The organism is Pseudomonas antarctica (genome assembly GCF_001647715.1).
Classification (GTDB): Bacteria; Pseudomonadota; Gammaproteobacteria; order Pseudomonadales; family Pseudomonadaceae; genus Aquipseudomonas; species Aquipseudomonas antarctica_A.
On sequence record NZ_CP015600.1, the window covers coordinates 5,635,032 to 5,654,328 of the forward strand.

The 19,297-nt window shown below is 60.4% G+C and carries 19 protein-coding genes; 12 read left to right on the forward strand and 7 right to left on the reverse strand.

From position 1 onward, the window contains the following. Window positions 1–9 precede the first annotated feature (9 nt). Together hemL and A7J50_RS25575 are read left to right on the forward strand one after the other, a co-directional pair. Window positions 10–1,293, forward strand: a complete 1,284-nt coding sequence (gene hemL, locus A7J50_RS25570; protein ID WP_064454265.1) for a glutamate-1-semialdehyde 2,1-aminomutase — start codon at window positions 10–12, stop codon at window positions 1,291–1,293. Window positions 1,294–1,518: 225 nt separating this feature from the next. Next, entirely contained in the window at window positions 1,519–2,073 is a 555-nt protein-coding gene (locus A7J50_RS25575) for a tetratricopeptide repeat protein (protein ID WP_064454266.1), read from the forward strand. A gap of 129 nt (window positions 2,074–2,202) precedes the next feature. Here the strand turns inward: A7J50_RS25575 and A7J50_RS25580 are convergent, their stop codons facing one another. Further along, window positions 2,203–2,529 (reverse strand): DUF1820 family protein, encoded by a 327-nt coding sequence (locus A7J50_RS25580; RefSeq protein ID WP_003194436.1) that lies wholly within the window; start codon window positions 2,527–2,529, stop codon window positions 2,203–2,205. A 131-nt stretch (window positions 2,530–2,660) separates the two neighbouring features. On the opposite strand from A7J50_RS25580, the gene miaB reads away from it, so the two are divergent. From miaB to lnt, 5 genes are all read left to right on the forward strand, one after another. Beyond that, window positions 2,661–3,989, forward strand: a complete 1,329-nt coding sequence (gene miaB / locus A7J50_RS25585; protein WP_053258162.1) for a tRNA (N6-isopentenyl adenosine(37)-C2)-methylthiotransferase MiaB — start codon at window positions 2,661–2,663, stop codon at window positions 3,987–3,989. A 226-nt stretch (window positions 3,990–4,215) separates the two neighbouring features. Beyond that, window positions 4,216–5,217 carry a PhoH family protein gene (locus A7J50_RS25590; protein ID WP_064454267.1) on the forward strand — a complete coding sequence of 334 codons (1,002 nt, stop codon included), beginning with the start codon at window positions 4,216–4,218 and terminating at the stop codon, window positions 5,215–5,217. After that, the gene (ybeY, locus tag A7J50_RS25595) at window positions 5,210–5,668 is read left to right on the forward strand and encodes an rRNA maturation RNase YbeY (RefSeq protein WP_064454268.1); all 459 of its coding nucleotides are present in this window, start codon (window positions 5,210–5,212) and stop codon (window positions 5,666–5,668) included. The genes A7J50_RS25590 and ybeY overlap by 8 nt, the downstream gene beginning before the upstream one ends. Window positions 5,669–5,711: 43 nt before the next feature. Beyond that, the gene (locus A7J50_RS25600; RefSeq protein WP_015373027.1) at window positions 5,712–6,551 is read left to right on the forward strand and encodes an HlyC/CorC family transporter; all 840 of its coding nucleotides are present in this window, start codon (window positions 5,712–5,714) and stop codon (window positions 6,549–6,551) included. Window positions 6,552–6,559: 8 nt separating this feature from the next. Continuing rightward, the gene (lnt, locus tag A7J50_RS25605; protein WP_064454269.1) at window positions 6,560–8,083 is read left to right on the forward strand and encodes an apolipoprotein N-acyltransferase; all 1,524 of its coding nucleotides are present in this window, start codon (window positions 6,560–6,562) and stop codon (window positions 8,081–8,083) included. Window positions 8,084–8,215: 132 nt separating this feature from the next. Here lnt and A7J50_RS25610 read toward each other — a convergent pair whose 3' ends face one another. Further along, the gene (locus A7J50_RS25610; protein ID WP_064454270.1) at window positions 8,216–8,977 is read right to left on the reverse strand and encodes a YdcF family protein; all 762 of its coding nucleotides are present in this window, start codon (window positions 8,975–8,977) and stop codon (window positions 8,216–8,218) included. A gap of 97 nt (window positions 8,978–9,074) precedes the next feature. Next, window positions 9,075–9,392 carry a hypothetical protein gene (locus A7J50_RS25615; protein WP_064454271.1) on the reverse strand — a complete coding sequence of 106 codons (318 nt, stop codon included), beginning with the start codon at window positions 9,390–9,392 and terminating at the stop codon, window positions 9,075–9,077. Window positions 9,393–9,654: 262 nt separating this feature from the next. On the opposite strand from A7J50_RS25615, the gene leuS reads away from it, so the two are divergent. The 5 genes from leuS (at window position 9,655) to A7J50_RS25640 (ending at window position 15,824) form a co-directional block, all read left to right on the forward strand. After that, the gene (leuS, locus tag A7J50_RS25620) at window positions 9,655–12,261 is read left to right on the forward strand and encodes a leucine--tRNA ligase (RefSeq protein WP_064454272.1); all 2,607 of its coding nucleotides are present in this window, start codon (window positions 9,655–9,657) and stop codon (window positions 12,259–12,261) included. Window positions 12,262–12,349: 88 nt separating this feature from the next. Further along, window positions 12,350–12,955 carry an LPS assembly lipoprotein LptE gene (gene lptE / locus A7J50_RS25625; protein ID WP_064454273.1) on the forward strand — a complete coding sequence of 202 codons (606 nt, stop codon included), beginning with the start codon at window positions 12,350–12,352 and terminating at the stop codon, window positions 12,953–12,955. Between the two features lie 39 nt (window positions 12,956–12,994). Then, the gene (gene holA / locus A7J50_RS25630; protein WP_064454274.1) at window positions 12,995–14,032 is read left to right on the forward strand and encodes a DNA polymerase III subunit delta; all 1,038 of its coding nucleotides are present in this window, start codon (window positions 12,995–12,997) and stop codon (window positions 14,030–14,032) included. A 240-nt stretch (window positions 14,033–14,272) separates the two neighbouring features. Beyond that, on the forward strand, window positions 14,273–14,437 hold the full coding sequence (gene arfA / locus A7J50_RS25635) for an alternative ribosome rescue factor ArfA (protein ID WP_003176285.1): 165 nt from the start codon (window positions 14,273–14,275) through the stop codon (window positions 14,435–14,437). A 61-nt stretch (window positions 14,438–14,498) separates the two neighbouring features. Next, window positions 14,499–15,824, forward strand: coding sequence for a lytic murein transglycosylase (locus tag A7J50_RS25640; RefSeq protein ID WP_064454275.1), 1,326 nt, complete (start codon window positions 14,499–14,501; stop codon window positions 15,822–15,824). A 378-nt stretch (window positions 15,825–16,202) separates the two neighbouring features. Here A7J50_RS25640 and A7J50_RS25645 read toward each other — a convergent pair whose 3' ends face one another. The 4 genes from A7J50_RS25645 to A7J50_RS25660 all read right to left on the reverse strand — a co-directional run bounded on the left by A7J50_RS25645 (window position 16,203) and on the right by A7J50_RS25660 (window position 19,269). After that, window positions 16,203–17,135: a S66 peptidase family protein gene (locus A7J50_RS25645; protein ID WP_064454276.1), complete on the reverse strand. Its 933-nt coding sequence runs from the start codon at window positions 17,133–17,135 to the stop codon at window positions 16,203–16,205. 183 nt (window positions 17,136–17,318) lie between these two features. Then, the gene (gene lipA / locus A7J50_RS25650) at window positions 17,319–18,320 is read right to left on the reverse strand and encodes a lipoyl synthase (RefSeq protein WP_167353740.1); all 1,002 of its coding nucleotides are present in this window, start codon (window positions 18,318–18,320) and stop codon (window positions 17,319–17,321) included. A 26-nt stretch (window positions 18,321–18,346) separates the two neighbouring features. Continuing rightward, window positions 18,347–18,994, reverse strand: a complete 648-nt coding sequence (lipB, locus tag A7J50_RS25655) for a lipoyl(octanoyl) transferase LipB (protein WP_064454278.1) — start codon at window positions 18,992–18,994, stop codon at window positions 18,347–18,349. After that, window positions 18,994–19,269 carry a DUF493 domain-containing protein gene (locus A7J50_RS25660; protein WP_064454279.1) on the reverse strand — a complete coding sequence of 92 codons (276 nt, stop codon included), beginning with the start codon at window positions 19,267–19,269 and terminating at the stop codon, window positions 18,994–18,996. The genes lipB and A7J50_RS25660 overlap by 1 nt, the downstream gene beginning before the upstream one ends. Between the last annotated feature and the right edge of the window lie 28 nt (window positions 19,270–19,297).

A 19,297-nucleotide genomic window follows, 5' to 3' on the forward strand; every position in this document is an offset into this window, starting at 1 on the left:
AGCCCGATCATGTCCCGTTCCGAAACCCTGTTTGCCAATGCCCAGAAACACATCCCCGGCGGTGTGAATTCCCCCGTGCGTGCGTTCAAGAGCGTGGGCGGCACGCCATTGTTCTTCAAGCATGCCGAAGGCGCGTACGTCACCGACGAAGATGACAAGCGCTACGTGGACTATGTGGGTTCCTGGGGCCCGATGATCCTCGGCCACAGCCATCCGGACGTGCTGGACGCAGTGCGCCAGCAACTGCAGCACGGTTTGTCCTATGGCGCCCCGACCGCCATGGAAACCGAGATGGCCGACCTGGTGTGCTCGATCGTGCCGTCGATGGAAATGGTGCGCATGGTCAGCTCCGGCACCGAAGCCACCATGAGCGCGATTCGCCTGGCCCGTGGTTTCACCGGCCGCGACAGCATCATCAAGTTCGAAGGCTGCTACCACGGCCACTCCGACAGCCTGCTGGTGAAAGCCGGTTCAGGCCTGCTGACCCAGGGCGTACCGAGCTCGGCCGGTGTGCCGGCAGCGTTTGCCAAACACACTCTGACGCTGCCGTTCAATGACATCGCCGCCGTCGAGCAGATGCTCAGCGAAGTCGGTCAAGAAGTCGCGTGCATCATCGTCGAGCCGGTCGCCGGTAACATGAACTGCGTGCCACCGGCGCCTGGCTTCCTTGAAGGCCTGCGCGAACAGTGCGACAAGCACGGCGTGGTGCTGATTTTCGACGAAGTGATGACCGGTTTCCGCGTTGCCCTCGGTGGTGCCCAGGCTTATTACGGCGTCACGCCGGACCTGAGCACCTTCGGCAAGATCATCGGCGGCGGCATGCCGGTGGGTTGCTTCGGCGGCAAACGCGAAATCATGCAGCACATCGCACCGCTGGGCCCGGTCTACCAGGCCGGCACCCTGTCGGGTAACCCACTGGCCATGGCCGCCGGCCTGACCACCCTGCGCCTGATCAGCCGCCCGGGCTTCCACGCCGAGCTGACTGACTACACCACCCGACTGCTGGATGGCCTGCAACAGCGCGCCGATGCTGCCGGCATTCCGTTTGTCACCACTCAGGCGGGCGGCATGTTCGGCCTGTACTTCAGTGGCGCCGACGATATCGTCACTTTCGATGACGTGATGGGCAGCGATGCCGACCTGTTCAAGCGCTTCTTCCACTTGATGCTGGAAGGTGGGGTTTACCTGGCACCGAGCGCCTTCGAAGCCGGCTTCACGTCGATCGCCCATGGCGAAGCGGAGTTGAAACTGACCCTGGATGCTGCCGAGCGCGCCTTCGCGGCCCTGAAGTAAGGGGCAGATAAATCTGACGCTGCCCCTGGCGGCGTCAGATTTGCTACCTTGCCTACAGAGATTTCCTACTTTTTTCGAGAAATCACCTGCAATCCGGCAGATAACTTGCCTACGCAGCAGAAAAACGAGTAAAGACTTTGTAAGCAGGGGCCTGCTTATTTCATAATGCGCGCTTATTGGACTCCCCGAGGGTCCGCGTGCCCCGTCAGAGGTAAGTCGATTCCCATGAAACGCACCGGCCGCACCCTGGTTCTGGGCTGCCTGTTGCTCCTTCAGCCGCTGCTGGCACATGCACAAGCAGGCGGCAACTCGTTGTTAATCCCAGCGATGGGTCGTTGCACCCTCAATACCCAGCCAGACAGCCAGGCCGAAGCCCTGAGCGCGTGCCAGAAACAGGCTGAAGGCGGGGATGCGCAGGCGCAATACGAGTTGGGCCAGTACTACCACGACGAAAAAAACCCTGCCCGCGACCTCAACAAAGCCCTGAGCTACTTCGAGAAGGCTTCGTTGCAGGGCCACGCCCAGGCACAATTCCAGCTGGGCAATATGTTCTTCAAAGGCGAAGGCGTGCCGGCCAATAACGTCCAGGCGTACATCGTGCTGAAAATGGCGGCGGTCAACGGTGCGGAAGACGCACTGGACACGGCCGACGAAGTTGCCGAGCACATGCAGCGCGATGAGTTGGAAGTGGCGACGCAGGTGCTGGGGCAGATCTTCCGCAATTACCTGCAGGAATTGCAGAGTGCCGATGGGCGTTCGCCCTTCTCGCCACTGCCCTGAATTATTCAGCGCTTCTACTACCGCTTTCGCGAGCAAGCCCGCTCCCACACTTAATCGAGTTCCAGCCTTGGAATGCGGTTAAGTGTGGGAGCGGGATTGCTCGCGAAAGGGTCGACTCGGTCTAACGGCCTACTTCTCAGGCATCGGCATCGGAAACGGCATCACATTGCTGGTGCCACGTGCCTCGCTGATCTTCGGCGTGCCCAGGCGCTCCACTTCATCGATGCGCACAATCGAATGCATTGGCACAAAGCTGCGCACCACGCCTTCAAACTGCGCCTTGAGTTTTTCTTCGCCCGGGTCGACGACCAACTGGGTGCGCTCGCCAAAGACGAACTCTTCCACTTCCAGGAAACCCCACAGATCACTTTGATAGATCTGCTTGGCGTACATTTCGAACACCTGGCCCTGGTTAAGGAAAATCACCTTGTAGATTGGAGCTTCACGTTTCGTCATGGTGGGCGAATAACACATCGGGGATATAAAAGAGGGCGCGAACTATAGCATGGCACCCGATGCACAGCGCTAGGAACCAATGGACATGCCCCCTATAATGCGCGGTTCTTTACCACCAGTTGACGATTCCCATGGCCAAGAAGCTTTACATCGAAACCCACGGTTGCCAGATGAACGAGTACGACAGCTCGCGCATGGTCGATCTGCTGGGCGAACACCAGGCCCTGGAAGTCACTGCCCGCGCCGAAGATGCCGACGTCATCCTGCTCAACACCTGCTCGATTCGTGAGCGGGCCCAGGACCGTGTGTACTCGCAGCTGGGCCGCTGGCGCGAATTGAAACTGGCCAACCCGGAGATGGTGATCGCCGTCGGTGGTTGCGTAGCCAGCCAGGAAGGCGCTGCGATCCGCGACCGCGCGCCGTATGTCGATGTGGTATTCGGCCCGCAAACCCTGCACCGCCTGCCGGAAATGATCGACGCAGCACGCATCACCAAGCTGCCGCAGGTGGACGTGTCGTTCCCGGAAATCGAAAAATTCGACCACCTGCCCGAGCCGCGCATCGACGGGCCGAGTGCTTACGTGTCGGTAATGGAAGGCTGCAGCAAGTACTGCACCTTCTGCGTGGTGCCCTACACCCGTGGCGAAGAAGTCAGCCGGCCGTTTGACGACGTGATGTCGGAAATCATCCACCTGGCCGAAAACGGCGTGCGCGAAGTCACCCTGCTGGGCCAGAACGTCAACGGCTATCGCGGCCAGACCCACGACGGGCGCCTGGCAGACTTGGCGGAGTTGATCCGCGTGGTCGCCGCCGTCGATGGTATTGAGCGTATTCGCTACACCACCTCGCACCCGCTGGAGTTTTCCGACAGCCTGATCCAGGCCCACGCCGAGGTGCCGGAGCTGGTCAAACACCTGCACTTGCCGGTGCAGTCAGGCTCGGACCGCATCCTGTCTGCGATGAAGCGCAACCACACCGCGCTGGAGTACAAATCCAAACTGCGCAAATTGCGTGCGGCGGTGCCGGGTATCTGCATCAGCTCGGACTTTATCGTCGGTTTCCCTGGTGAGACCGAGAAGGACTTCCAGCAAACCATGAAGCTGATCGAAGACGTCGGCTTCGACTTCTCATACTCGTTCGTCTACAGCCAGCGCCCGGGCACCCCGGCCGCCGACCTGTTGGATGAGACGCCGGAAGCGCTGAAAAAAGAGCGTTTGAATGCGCTGCAGCACCGCCTGAACCAGCAAGGTTTCGAGATCAGCCGACAAATGGTCGGTTCGATCCAGCGCATCCTGGTCACCGATTATTCGAAAAAAGACCCCGGCGAGTTGCAAGGCCGTACCGAAAACAACCGAATCGTCAACTTCCGTTGCGACAACCCAACCCTGATCGGCCAGTTCGCCGATGTGCACATTGATGCGGCGCAACCGCACTCGTTGCGCGGCTCGCTGGTGCAGTAACCCACCCATATTTCTGACTGATTGAGATCAAAATGTGGGAGCGGGCTTGCTCGCGAAGGCGGTGGATCAGTTGATACATGTATTAGCTGACCCACCGCCTTCGCGAGCAAGCCCGCTCCCACATGGGAACCGTGCTGCACTTGGGCTAGATAAGTGCTTTCGTACCCGCGCCACTGGCGTTATCCTCTCTTTCATCTCAACAGCCAAAGGGCGGCTAAAAGCGACCTTGAACGCACCCATAGAACCCCATCGTTTTCTCCTCGAGCCTTTTGAGGCTCGCCGTTTCGCCAACCTGTGCGGACAGTTCGACGAGCACCTGCGCCTGATCGAACAACGCCTGAGTATCGAGATCCGCAACCGCGGCAATCAGTTCGAGCTTATTGGTGAACCCCAGCACACCACGTCTGCAGAACACCTGCTCCGCCGCCTCTACCGCGAAACCAAGGGCAGTGAGCTGTCGCCGGAGACCGTGCACCTGTACCTGCAGGAATCTGCCGTGGAAGACCTGACCAACAACCCGGTGGCCGAAGCCAGCGTGGCCCTGCGCACCAAAAAAGGCATGATTCGCCCACGCGGCTTGAATCAGCAGCGCTACGTCAAGGAAATCCTCGGCAACGACATCAACTTCGGCATCGGCCCCGCCGGTACCGGCAAGACCTACCTGGCCGTGGCCTGTGCGGTGGATGCCCTGGAGCGCGAGCAAGTGCGCCGCATCCTGCTGGTGCGCCCGGCGGTCGAGGCTGGCGAGAAGCTCGGCTTCCTGCCCGGCGACCTGGCCCAGAAGATCGACCCGTACCTGCGCCCGCTCTATGACGCGCTCTACGAGATGCTCGGCTTTGAATACGTGGCCAAGCTGATCGAGCGCCAGGTTATCGAGATCGCCCCGCTGGCTTACATGCGTGGCCGTACCTTGAACAACAGCTTCATCATTCTCGACGAAAGCCAGAACACCACCGTCGAACAGATGAAGATGTTCCTCACCCGTATCGGTTTCGGTTCCACGGCCGTTATCACCGGTGACGTGACCCAGGTCGACCTGCCCAAGGGCACCAAGTCGGGGCTGGCGCAGGTGATCGATGTACTCAAGGACGTGCCGGGCATCAGCTTCACGCATTTCATGCCTAAAGACGTGGTGCGTCACCCGTTGGTGCAGCGCATTGTCGAGGCTTACGAGCGTTTCGAGCACAAAGATGACGCCCCCGCCAAGGACATTCGCCGCGATGCTTGAGCTTGACCTGCAGCTCGCCACCGAAGCGCCCGCCCCCAGCGAAGCCCAGTTCCGCCACTGGTGCGCACTGGCCCTGCGCCAGCGCACCGCGGATTCGGAACTGACCATCCGCCTGGTGGACGAGCCCGAAGGCCGTGAACTGAATCACACCTGGCGCCAAAAGGATTACGCGACCAACGTGCTGTCCTTCCCCGCCGACGTACCGGACGAGTTACTGGATATCCCGTTGCTGGGCGATCTGGTGATCTGCGTCGAGGTGGTGGAACGCGAAGCAAAGGAACAAGGCAAGGAACTTGAGGCCCATTGGGCCCATCTAGTCATCCACGGCTGCTTGCATCTCTTGGGTTACGACCATATAGACGATGACGAAGCCTTGGAAATGGAAACACTGGAACAAACGTTGCTTGCAGAATTGGGTCACCGTGACCCTTACGCTGACGACGAAAACTGAAACGACACCTTACTGACACAACAAAGGATTTAGAGTAATCGCTATGAGCGAAGACCGATCGAGCAACGGGCAGAAGTCATGGCTGGGTAAACTGACCCAGGCTTTTGCCCACGAGCCGAAAAACCGCCAGGAGCTGCTGGAGCTGCTGCGCGAGGCCCATCAGAACAAGTTGCTGGACAGCGAAGCGCTGGCCATCGTCGAAGGCGCCATCCAGGTGGCTGACCTGCAAGTTCGGGACATCATGGTCCCGCGTTCGCAGATGATCAGCATCAAGGCGACCCAGACCCCGCGGGAATTCCTCCCGGCCGTGATCGATTCGGCGCACTCGCGCTACCCGGTTATCGGTGAAAGCCATGACGACGTCATGGGTGTCCTGCTGGCCAAGGACCTGCTGCCGTTGATCCTCAAGGAGAACGGCGACAACTTCAACATCAAGGACCTGCTGCGTCCGGCCACCTTCGTGCCTGAATCCAAGCGCCTGAATGTGCTGCTGCGCGAATTCCGCGCCAACCACAATCACATGGCCATTGTGATCGACGAATACGGCGGCGTAGCGGGCCTGGTGACCATCGAAGACGTGCTGGAACAGATCGTCGGCGACATCGAAGACGAGCACGACGTCGAAGAAGACAGCTACATCAAGCCACTGCCCAGCGGTGACTTCCTGGTCAAGGCTCTGACGCCGATCGAGAACTTCAACGAGTTCTTCGACAGCGAATTCTCCGACGATGAGTTCGACACCGTGGGTGGCCTGGTGATGAGTGCGTTCGGGCACCTGCCCAAGCGTAACGAAACCACGGAGATCGGCGCGTATCGCTTTCGCATCCTGAATGCCGACAGCCGCCGCATCCATCTGATTCGCCTGACACCTATTGCCCGCTAAGGACTGACATGCGCCGTATGATCGCACCCGGCTGGCCCGGTAATTTGCTGGCTGTGGTGGCCGGCGCCATCACTACCCTGGCGCTGGCGCCGTTCGACTTGTGGCCGTTTGCACTGGTGGCAGTCGGATTGTTCTATATCGGCCTGCGCGAACTGACACCGCGTCAGGCCCTGGGCCGTGGCTGGTGTTTCGGTTTCGGCCTGTTTGGCGCCGGCACCAGCTGGATCTACTACAGCATCCACCACTTCGGCGGCGCTTCGGTGTTGCTCGCTGGCTTTTTGATGCTGCTGTTTACCGCTGCCATTGCCTGGTTCTTCGCCCTGCCCGCCTGGTTATGGGCACGCTGGTTGCGTCGTAATGAAGCGCCGCTGGCCGATGCGCTGACGTTTGCTGCGTTGTGGGTTGGCCAGGAAGCATTTCGTGGCTGGTTCCTGACCGGTTTCCCATGGCTGTACTCCGGCTACAGCCAGCTGGACGGGCCACTCACCGGCCTCGCGCCGCTGGGCGGGATGTGGCTGATTTCCTTCGCCCTGGCACTGACCGCTGCCGTGCTGTGCAACCTGCCGCGCCTGCTGGCGAGCAAGCGCAACGGCTTTATCGGTGCGGGCCTGGTGCTGCTGGTTGCGCCGTGGGCCATCGGTTTGGCGCTCAAGCATCACGCCTGGACGACGCCTTCTGGCGCACCCCTGAGCGTGGCCGCCGTGCAGGGCAATGTCGAACAAAGCATGAAGTGGGACCCCGAGCAGCTCAATGCGCAGCTGGCGCTGTACCGCGACATGAGTTTCAGCTCCAAGCGAGTCGACCTGTTGGTGTGGCCGGAAACTGCCGTGCCGGTGCTCAAGGAATCCGTCGAAGGCTACCTGGGCATGATGGGCAAGTTCGCTGCCGACCGGCACACCGCGCTGATCACCGGCGTGCCGATCCGCCAGGAAGTGCACCACCAGAAGCGCTACTACAACGGCATCACGGTGGTCGGCGAAGGCGAAGGCACTTACTTGAAGCAGAAGCTGGTGCCCTTTGGCGAATACGTGCCGCTGCAAGACATGCTGCGTGGCGTGATTGCCTTCTTCGACTTGCCGATGTCGGACTTCGCCCGCGGCCCTGCCGATCAGGCGATGCTGCAAGCCAAGGGCTATCAGATTGCGCCGTTCATTTGTTATGAAGTGGTGTACCCGGAATTTGCCGCCGGCCTGTCGGCCCAGAGCGATCTGTTGCTGACGATCAGCAACGACACCTGGTTCGGCCGCTCCATCGGTCCGCTGCAACACCTGCAAATGGCGCAGATGCGCGCACTGGAGGCGGGACGCTGGATGATTCGCGCGACCAACAACGGCGTCACCGGGCTGATCAACCCGTTTGGGCAGATCACCGAGCAGATCCCGCAGTTCGAGCGGGGGATTCTCTACGGTGAAGTGGTGCCGATGCATAACCTGACGCCGTACCTGCAATGGCGCTCGTGGCCGCTGATCATCGTGTGCCTGGGCTTGTTTGGCTGGGCGCTGCTGGCGGGCCGGATGTCCAAAACGGTCTGACTCTGACAGACACTACAAAACCAATGTGGGAGCTGGCTTGCCTGCGATAGCGTCACCGCGGTGTCACTGACCTACCGAGGTGCCTGCATCGCGGGCAAGCCCAGCTCCCACATTGGATCGGCAGTGTTTGGACTATCGATAAAACAACCGATACCCCACCTGCCCCACCGCCTCATTGATCAACTGCCCGCTGCGCCACACCGACACAAACTCAGGCATCCAGCCGCCCAACGGTCGGGCATTGTCCACGCCCAAAAAGCCCACCGGCCCCGGCACCACAGTGAAACCGGCTTTCTCAAAGCTCCAGACTGCGCGCGGCATATGCCAGGCTTGGGTCACCACCACCACACGCTTGATGCCTTGCGGCAATAGAATCCCGGCGCTCATCTGCGCGTTTTCCCAGGTGGTACGGCTGCGCTCTTCCTTCCAGCGTACCGTAACGCCGAAATCATCCTGCATCGACACCGCCATAAGCTCGGCCTCACTCGGCGGCGTGCCGTAGTGCAAGCCGCCGCTGGTCAGCACCGGCAAGCCGGACGCCTTGGCCAGCCGCGCGGCATAACGCTGGCGTTCAAGCCCGATCCCGGTGGGTTGGTCGGTGCCCCATGCGGGGTCACCCCGTTCACGCCCGGAGCCCAGCACCACAATCGCATCGGCGCGCTGGGCCAGCGTTGCCCACTCTTCACGGGCCAGGGGCGGTTCGGTCTCCAGGGCATGTGCGCCCCATTGCACCGCCACCGGCAAGCTGATCAGCCACATCCCGCCCAACCCCACCGCAAAGCAGAAGCCCGCCAGGCGCGGGCGGCTTTTACGAAACCACCAGGCAAACGCCAGCAACAGCAAAAAAATACCGGGCGGCAAGAGCAATTGTTTAATGAAATAACGAAAAGGCATCGGGCATCTCCACAGATGCCCGAAGCCTAGATGCAACGGGGTTTAGCGACAATCTTTACCAGCCTATTTCGAGAAGGCTAACGGGTAACGCTGTGCTTCACTTGCACCGTACGGCCCGGTGTTTTTCGGGGCCGCGACCGGCAGCCACATCTTTCAGCCAGATCACCTTGGCCGAACGCGAGGGCCCTTGAACAGGCGGGGAAGCCTGCTCCTGAGAGGCACGGTGGTGATTCAATTCCAGGTAGACCTTGATCAATTCAAGCTCGGCCTGGCTCAAGCCTCGCAACTCCAGTTCCAGAGGCCGTTCATCACGTAATCGGCCTGCGGTTCTTGCAGCATCCAATGCCCGACCCAAACGGTCGATCAGTCCTTCGTACAACTGCGGTTTCGTTAAAGTTCGCTGCGATTCAACCATCCCTCACCTCATTGAAGATAAGACTCACTCCCCCAATAAACAGCGTAGTCTCCATCGCTGCACCTGCCTGGCGCCGCGACAGACGGCCCTGCCTGCGCAATCAGGGTTTCCCTCGATAGAGTGGGGTCATGTATGCTACGGCGCTTCCTGTAACTCCACTTCCCGCAGGGTTTGGGCACGGACGCGCCGCTTTTTGGTGTCGATCAACCTGAACATTGCACCGAAGAGGATTAGGCCACCCCTATTCAGTTCAAAAGTAGCCATGCACGAACAATATCAGCCCCGTGAAATAGAAAATGCCGCCCAAACCTTCTGGGACGAGCAAAAGTCCTTTGAAGTCAGTGAACAGCCAGGCAAGGAGACTTACTACTGCCTATCGATGTTCCCTTACCCCAGCGGCAAGCTACACATGGGGCACGTGCGTAACTACACCATCGGCGACGTCATCTCGCGCTACCAGCGCATGCTCGGCAAGAACGTCCTGCAACCCATGGGTTGGGACGCCTTCGGCATGCCGGCGGAAAACGCCGCGATGAAAAACAACGTGGCGCCCGCCAAGTGGACCTACGAAAACATTGCCTACATGAAGACCCAGCTGCGCAGCCTGGGCCTGGCGGTGGACTGGTCCCGCGAAGTGACCACCTGCAAGCCGGATTACTACCGTTGGGAACAATGGCTGTTCACTCGCCTGTTCCAAAAAGGGGTGATCTACAAAAAGAGCGGCACCGTGAACTGGGACCCGGTCGACCAGACCGTACTGGCCAACGAACAGGTCATCGACGGTCGCGGCTGGCGTTCCGGCGCGCTGATCGAAAAGCGCGAAATCCCGATGTACTACTTCAAGATCACCGCCTATGCGGATGAACTCTTGTCGAGCCTCGACGATCTGCCGGGCTGGCCTGAACAGGTCAAGACCATGCAGCGCAACTGGATCGGCAAATCCAAGGGCATGGAAGTGCAATTCCCGTACAACGTCGATTCGATCGGCGAAGCGGGCGCACTCAAAGTCTTCACCACCCGTGCGGACACCCTGATGGGCGCGACCTATGTCGCTGTGGCCGCCGAACACCCGCTGGCCACCCAGGCCGCACAGAACAACCCTGAGCTGCAGGCGTTCATCGCCGAATGCAAAGGCGGCAGCGTGGCCGAAGCCGACGTCGCCACCCAGGAGAAAAAAGGCCTGCCAACCGGGCTCTTCGTCGAGCACCCACTGACCGGCGAGAAGCTGCCGGTATGGGTCGCCAACTACGTGCTGATGCACTACGGCGATGGCGCGGTAATGGCTGTGCCGGCCCACGACGAGCGCGATTTCGAATTCGCCACCAAGTACAACCTGCCGATCAAATCGGTCGTGCGCACCAGCTCGGGTGATACCAACCCGGCCCCGTGGCAAGATGCCTACGGCGAGCACGGCGAACTGATCAACTCCGGCGAATTCGACGGCCTGGACTTCGCAGGCGCCTTCGACGCCATCGAAGTCGCACTGATCAAGAAAAACCTCGGTGCCTCGCGCACCCAGTTCCGCCTGCGCGACTGGGGCATCAGCCGCCAGCGCTACTGGGGCTGCCCGATCCCGATCATCCACTGCGAAACCTGCGGTGATGTGCCGGTGCCGGAAGACCAGTTGCCGGTGGTACTGCCGGACGACGTGGTGCCGGATGGCGCGGGTTCGCCATTGGCGCGCATGCCCGAGTTCTACGAATGCAGCTGCCCGAAATGCGGCGCACCGGCCAAGCGTGAAACCGACACCATGGACACCTTCGTCGAGTCCTCCTGGTACTACGCTCGCTACGCCTCGCCGCACTATGAAGGCGGCCTGGTGGAAAAATCCGCAGCCGACCATTGGTTGCCGGTGGACCAGTACATCGGTGGCATCGAGCACGCCATTCTCCACCTGCTCTACGCGCGCTTCTTCCACAAGCTGATGCGCGACGAAGGCCTGGTGAGCTCCGATGAGCCGTTCAAGAACCTGCTGACCCAGGGCATGGTGATCGCCGATACTTACTATCGCCGCGAAGCCAATGGCGCCTACACCTGGTTCAACCCGGCCGACGTCGAACTCGAGCGTGACAGCAAAGCCAAGGTCATCAGCGCCAAGCTGATCGCCGATGGCCTGCCGGTGGAAATCGGCGGCACCGAGAAGATGGCCAAGTCGAAGAACAACGGCGTCGACCCTCAGTCGATGATCGATCAGTTTGGCGCCGACACCTGCCGCCTGTTCATGATGTTCGCCTCGCCGCCTGACATGAGCGCCGAATGGTCCGACTCCGGCGTCGAGGGTTCGCACCGCTTCCTCAAGCGCGTCTGGCGCCTGGCGCACGCCCATGTCAGCCAGGGCCTTCCGGGCAAGCTGGACGTGGCGTCCTTGAACGATGAACAGAAAGCCATTCGTCGCAGCACGCACCTGGCCATTCGCCAAGCGAGCCAGGACGTCGGGCAGAACCACAAATTCAACACCGCCATCGCTCAGGTGATGACGCTGATGAACGTGCTGGAAAAAGCACCGCAAGCCACCGAACAGGACCGCGCGCTGGTGCAGGAAGGCCTGGAAACGGTCGTGCTGCTGCTGGCGCCAATCACGCCGCACATCAGCCACGAACTGTGGAACCGTTTGGGCCACGACGGCGCGGTGATCGACGCCGAATGGCCGGTTCAGGATGACAGCGCCCTGGTACAGGACACGTTGCAACTGGTGATTCAGGTCAACGGTAAACTGCGTGGCCAGATCGACATGCCGGCCAGCGCCAGCCGTGAAGACGTGGAAGCGGCTGCGCGTATCAACGAGAACGTGCTGCGCTTTACCGAAGGCCTGACGATCCGCAAAGTGATCGTAGTGCCTGGCAAACTGGTCAATATCGTCGCCAGCTAATCGGATCGGGCGCAGGGCTTGAGCCCTGCGCCGAACTAAACCTTTAAGGCCTCGATAAGGCCCACATGGTTTCAAGGGGAGCAACAAAATGATCAAACGCAATTTGCTGGTGATGGGCCTCGCTGTGCTGCTGAGCGCTTGCGGCTTTCAGCTGCGTGGCACCGGCACCAACGAACTGAGCATCAAGGAACTGGACGTCAGCGCCCGTAACGCCTATGGCGATACCGTGACGCAACTGCGCCAGACCCTGGAAAGCAGCGGTGTGCGTGTCGCTGCCGGCGCGACCTACAAACTGGTCCTGGTGGACGAGAAAGAAACCCAGCGTAACCTCAGCTACGCCAGTGCCGGCCGTGCGTCGGACATTGAGCTGAACAGCCTGGTGATCTACGAACTGCAAGGCCGCGACCACCTGCCATTGATGGGTGACAAGGTTGAAGTGCAGAAGGTCGTGAGCCACGACGGTAACAACCTGGTGGGTTCTGACTCGGAGATCATCCAGGTTCGCAAGGAAATGCGTCGTGAGCTGGTGCAGCGTCTGATGGTCCGCTTGCAGCAGCTGACCCCGGACAAACTCGCAGCCTTGCAGCAAACTGCCGACAACAAGGCCAAGGCTGACGCCGATGCCCTGAAAGCCGCGAAAGAGTATGAAGACAACACGCCGAAACAATCGCCTGTTGAAGTCCCTGTCGAGTAAGCCAGACGGGGCGCCTTTGGCGCCCCGTTCGCCCCGCCTATGAAACTCGCACCCGCCCAACTCGCCAAACACCTGCAAGGTGGCCTTGCGCCTGTCTATATCGTCAGCGGTGATGACCCGCTGTTGTGCCAGGAAGCCGCAGACGCCATTCGCACCGCCGCACGCCAGCAAGGCTTCGACGAACGCCAGGTGTTCAGCGCCGATGCCAGTTTCGACTGGGGGACGCTGCTGCAAGCGGGTGCGAGCATGTCGCTGTTCGCCGAAAAACGCCTGTTGGAACTGCGCCTGCCTTCAGGCAAGCCCGGGGACAAGGGTGCGGCGGCCTTGATGGAATACTGCTCGCGCCCCGCTGAAGACACGGTGTTGCTGATCAGCCTGCCCAAGCTGGATGGCAGCGCGCAGAAAACCAAGTGGGGCAAGGCGCTGGTAGAAGGCCCGCAAACTCAGTTCATCCAGATCTGGCCAGTGGACAGCAACCAGTTGCCGCAATGGATTCGTCAGCGCCTGTCCCAATCGGGGCTGTCGGCGACACAAGACGCCGTAGAGCTGATTGCCGCCCGGGTCGAAGGCAACTTGCTTGCCGCCGCCCAGGAAATCGAAAAGCTCAAGCTGATGGCTGACGAAGGGCAGATAACGGTCGAAACCGTCCAAGGCGCAGTGGCCGATAGCGCTCGCTTTGACGTGTTCGGGCTAGTGGATGCGATCCTTAACGGCGAACCCGCCCACGCGTTGCGCATGCTTGAAGGGCTGCGTGGCGAAGGCGTGGAGCCACCGGTGATTCTGTGGGCCCTGGCCCGGGAACTGCGGGTACTGGCTAATATTTCCCTGCAATTCAGTCAGGGCACACCGTTGGACAAATGCTTCAGCCAGGCCAAACCTCCTGTGTGGGACAAACGGAAACCGCTGATGAGCAAAGCCCTGCAACGGTACTCGGCGCAACGCTGGGCGCAACTGTTGCTGGAAGCCCAGCGCATCGATGCGCAGATCAAAGGCCAGGCGGCGGGCTCGCCGTGGATGAGCCTGAGTCGTTTGTCACTGTTGATGTCTGGCCAGCGCCTGACATTGCCTGCTGAATAGCTGTTTCACCTGACAGCACAGAACCTATGTGGGAGCGGGCTTGCTCGCGAATACGGTGGTTCAGTCAACCTGTATAGTGACTGACACACCCTATTCGCGAGCAAGCCCCACCTTTTAACGGTGCACACGTTCAGATCTTCTATATTTCCTACACAGCGCCGGGCTTTACAGCGGCGCCACTTCGGCAGATGATTTGCACCGCTTCATCCCATCTCAAGCCCACATAAAGAGAGCACCGACATGAGCAAAAAGCCATCCAAGCATGGCCCCAACAAGGCCAAATCCATCATCGCCCAGCCACTGTTCCGCAGCCGTCAGGAACGCGCCGGCAAGGGCAAAGGCAGCTACCGCCGCGAAGCCTTCCAGTCTAATAGCTGGGAGGCTTCTTACTTTCTGGCTGCCTGAAGGCAAGCGCCCCTCCGGCATGATAAGGTCTGTACCTGATTTGTAATCCCTGGACCTGTGCATGCCCTCTAGTCTTTCCCGTCGTTGGCACCTTCGCCAATTGATTGCTGCCTCCAGCCTCATTCTGCTTGTCGCCTGCGCGGAAAAACCTACCGCCGCGGACGCTCAACCCCTGCCAAGACTCCAGACCGTGCCGGCCGTTGCGCCTGCTGTGGTTGCGCCCTTGGCTGTGGACAACCTTGATATCCAACCGACCCAGACCTTTGCCGAATGGCAGGCTGGCTTTCGAGTGGAAGCCCTCAAAGCGGGTATCACCGCTGCCGTTTTTGATAACGCCTTCGCTAACGTCACACCCGATATGGCGGTGATTCGCGCAGACCGCAGCCAACCGGAATTTTCCCGGCCAGTATGGGAATACCTCGACGGTGCCCTGTCGCCAGTGCGCGTGCGTAACGGCCAGGCCTTGCTGATCAAGTACGCCGATATCCTGCAAAGTATCGAGCAACGTTATGGCGTCGACCGCCAGGCGTTGGTGTCGGTGTGGGGTATGGAAAGCAACTTTGGCCAGTTCCAGGGCAATAATTCGGTGATTCGCTCCCTGGCGACCCTGGCTTATGAAGGCCGTCGCCCGGCGTTCGCCCAGGCACAACTGCTGGCGGCGCTGCAAATCATCCAGCATGGCGACATCCAGGCCGACCAGATGAAAGGCTCCTGGGCCGGTGCCATGGGCCAGACCCAGTTCATCCCGACCACCTACAACACCCACGCCGTCGACTTCGATGGCGACGGTCGTCGCGATATCTGGAACAGCCCTGCCGACGCCCTCGCCTCCACCGCGCACTACCTGCAAAGCTCCGGCTGGCAGAAAGGCCAGCCGTGGGGCTTTGAGGTGAAACAACTGCCGGCGAACTTCGATTACGCCCTCGCCGATGGCGGTATACGCAAAAGCGTTGGCGAGTGGATGAAGCTTGGCATCCAACTGCCGCCGGGTGCGAGCATGCCGCCAAACGTCGACTCCTTGTCCGCCGCCCTGCTGCTGCCGGCAGGCTACCGTGGCCCGGCGTTCCTGGTGCTGGATAACTTCCGCGCAATCCTCAAGTACAACAACTCGTCGTCCTACGCGCTGGCGGTAGGCCTGTTGTCAGAGCGGTTTGGTGGCGCGGGTGTGATTCGTGGCGATTGGCCAAAAGATGAACTGCCGCTGAGTCGTTCCCAGCGCATTGATTTGCAGACGGCGCTCAGCGCCAATGGGTATGACGCTGGTAACCCGGACGGCATTATCGGCGCGAATACGCGTAAGGCGATCCGGGCAGCACAGCAGTCGTTGGGTTGGCCGGCGGATGGGTATCCGACGGTGAAGCTGCTGGAGTCGTTGCAGAGCCGGTAAATCGGCTTACGGCGACTGCCGCTTTCGCGAGCAAGCCCGCTCCCACATTAGACCGCACTCCAACGTATGGACACGGTTGAATGTGGGAGCGGGCTTGCTCGCGAAGACGGCATGACAGGCGAAAATTACTTCAGAACAACATCCTGTTCCAACACCACCCGCTGCTCCCACATTAGACCGCACTCCAACGTATGGACACGGTTGAATGTGGGAGCTGGCTTGCCTGCGAAGACGGCATGACAGGCGAAAATTACTTCAGAACAACATCCTGTTCCAGCCCCACCCGCTGCTCCCACATTAGACTGCACTCCAACGTATGGACACGGTTGAATGTGGGAGCTGGCTTGCCTGCGATAGCGGCCTGACCAGCGACAAAAATCAGCAGCTGGACACGACATCCTGTTCCAACACCACCCGCTGCTCCCCGGCATCCAACCGCACCAACGCGCCCATTGGCAACGTCAGGTTCGGATCGCAGTGGCCACTGCGCCAGCCGGACAACACCGGTATGCACAACGGTTCGAAGGTCTGCTTCAGCAGTCGCGAAAGCGCAGCGTTATCCACACCCGACACATCCCCCACCAACACACCCGCCACCTGGGCCAGCTTGCCCGCCAGGCGCAAATGGGTCAGCAGGCGGTCAATCCGATAAATCGGCTCGTTGACGTCTTCGATAAACAGGATGATGCCTTCAGCGTCGATTTCGTAGGCTGTGCCCATCACCGCCGCGATCATCGACAGGTTCCCCCCGAGCAAACGCCCACACGCGATACCGGGCTCAATCGTCGTCAGCGGATAAGCCACCGGGTGCGCGAGCACGCTACCGGCGCGGAGTTGGCCACGTAGCATGCTGAACAAGGACGACTCGGTAGGCTGCTGCTTGTCACCGAGCAGGTCGGCGTTAAGCATCGGCCCATGAAAGGTCACGAAACCCGCATAACGGTTGATGGCAAGGTGCAGAGCCGTGATATCGCTATAACCCACGAACGGTTTGGGATTGGCGCGAATCAGCTCGAAATCCAGCCGGTCAAGCAAGCGCGGTGTGCCGTAGCCGCCACGCAGACAGAAGATGGCATCGATTTCAGGATCGGAGAAAGCAGCATGCAAGTCACGCAGGCGCACGTCATCACTGCCGGCCAGGTAGCCGTCGCGCTCATACACACCCGAAAATATCCGCAGTTCGTGGCCACGGGCGCGCATCCATTGCCCGGCTTTTTCAACATCCAGTGCGGCAGGACCGGCAGGGGCGATCAGGCCAATCACACCTTCGGCACGTAAAGCAGGCACAGCGGCCGCGAGTTGAGTCTTCATCCATGCTCTCCCTCTATATAACAACGCAGAACGAAATGTGGGAGCGGGACCTTGTGGGAGCTGGCTTGCCTGCGAATGCATCACCTCGATAAACGGATAGATCGAGGTGTCTGTATCGCAGGCAAGCCAGCTCCCACACAAGCCCGCTCCCACATTGGATAAGCGGCGTTACGCAAACCCCTATCAGGAAACCAGGCTTGCCTTGACCAGCTTGGCCTGCTCATCAGCGTGGTACGAGGAACGTACCAGCGGGCCTGACGCCACGTTCTTGAAGCCCATCTTGTAACCTTCCTCGGCAAACCAGGCGAAGATGTCCGGGTGCACGAAACGCTGCACCGGCAAGTGGCTGCGGGACGGTTGCAGGTACTGGCCCAGGGTCAGCATGTCGATGTCGTGTTCGCGCATGCGCTTCATGACTTCGATCACTTCTTCGTCGGTTTCGCCCAGGCCCAGCATCAGGCCGGATTTGGTCGGGATGTGCGGCATCATCTGCTTGAATTTCTGCAGCAGGGTCAGCGACCACTGGTAGTCCGAACCCGGGCGCGCCGCCTTGTACAGGCGTGGCACGGTTTCCAGGTTGTGGTTGAACACATCCGGTGGCTCGGCCGCGGTGATTTCCAGCGCGACGTCCATGCGACCGCGATAGTCAGGAACCAGGGTTTCGAGCATCACGTTCGGCGACAGCTTGCGGATTTCGCGGATGCAGTCGGCAAAGTGCTGGGCACCGCCGTCACGCAGGTCGTCGCGGTCTACCGAGGTGATTACCACGTACTTGAGTTTCAGGTCGGCAATGGCGATGGCCAGGCTTTCCGGCTCGTTGACGTCCAGTGGCTTCGGCCGGCCATGGCCAACGTCGCAGAACGGGCAACGACGGGTGCAGATGTCACCCATGATCATGAAGGTGGCGGTGCCGCCGGAGAAGCACTCACCCAGGTTCGGGCAGGACGCTTCTTCGCACACGCTGTGCAGCTTGTGTTTGCGCAGCAGGGCCTTGATACGGTCGACTTCCGGCGAGACCGGGATGCGCACGCGAATCCAGTCCGGTTTTTTCGGCAGTTCGGTGGTCGGGATGATCTTGACCGGGATGCGTGCAACCTTCTCGGCGCCGCGCAGCTTGACGCCGGCTTCCACCTTGGCACGCGGGGCCGGGGCCGGACGTTCGGTAACATCCAGCGTCGGGATCATGGTTTGCACTGCATCAGTAGTCATAATCAGTCGATTCCGCCCGTGAGGGTCGTCTGCTCAGCATAGTCGAGGTGTTTGACGAGCTGCGCACGCAGCCGGGCACTTACCTCGGCAAATTTAATCGGTGTGGCGTGGTCGCTCAGTTGGGTCATCGCCAGCCCGGCGTAACCGCACGGGTTGATCCGCCGAAACGGCGCCAGGTCCATGTCCACATTCAGGGCCAGGCCATGAAAGGAACAACCGTGGCGAATCCGCAAACCGAGTGAGGCGATTTTCGCGCCGTCCACGTACACACCGGGTGCATCGGGCTTGGCCGCAGCGCTCACGCCGTAACTGGCCAACAGCTCGATCAGGCAAGCCTCCATGCGGCTTACAAGGTCACGTACGCCAAACCCAAGCTTGCGCACGTCCAGCAATAGATACGCTACAAGCTGACCCGGCCCATGGTAAGTCACTTGACCGCCTCGGTCGACCTGCACCACCGGGATATCCCCCGGCAGCAGCAGGTGCTCGGCCTTGCCAGCCTGGCCCTGGGTGAACACCGGCGGGTGCTCCACCAGCCAGATCTCATCCGGTGCCGAACTGCCGCGCTCATTGGTGAAGCGCTGCATGGCGTGCCAGACGGGCTCGTAGGCCATCTGGCCGAGCTCGCGAAAGCCCAGGACCTGTGACATCACAGCACCATGTGCACGAAGCCGGTGGCCCGCAGTTCGCTGTTGATGTCGTAGAGCTGGTCTTGACCGGTCGCAACGATGTGCAACTGGATCGTGGTGTATTTACCGTTGGAGCTCAAACGCTCGTCCACCCGGTTGTCGTTGATCGTCGCGTGTTTACGCACAATCTCGAGAATCTTGTCTTTGTTGCCCACACCGGTATCGCTGATCACCTTGACGGGATAGTCCACGTTCGGGAATTCGATCTTTGGCGCCTTTACTTCTTTATCGGTCATGGCGTAACGGCCTCGTAAGCGTAAGCCG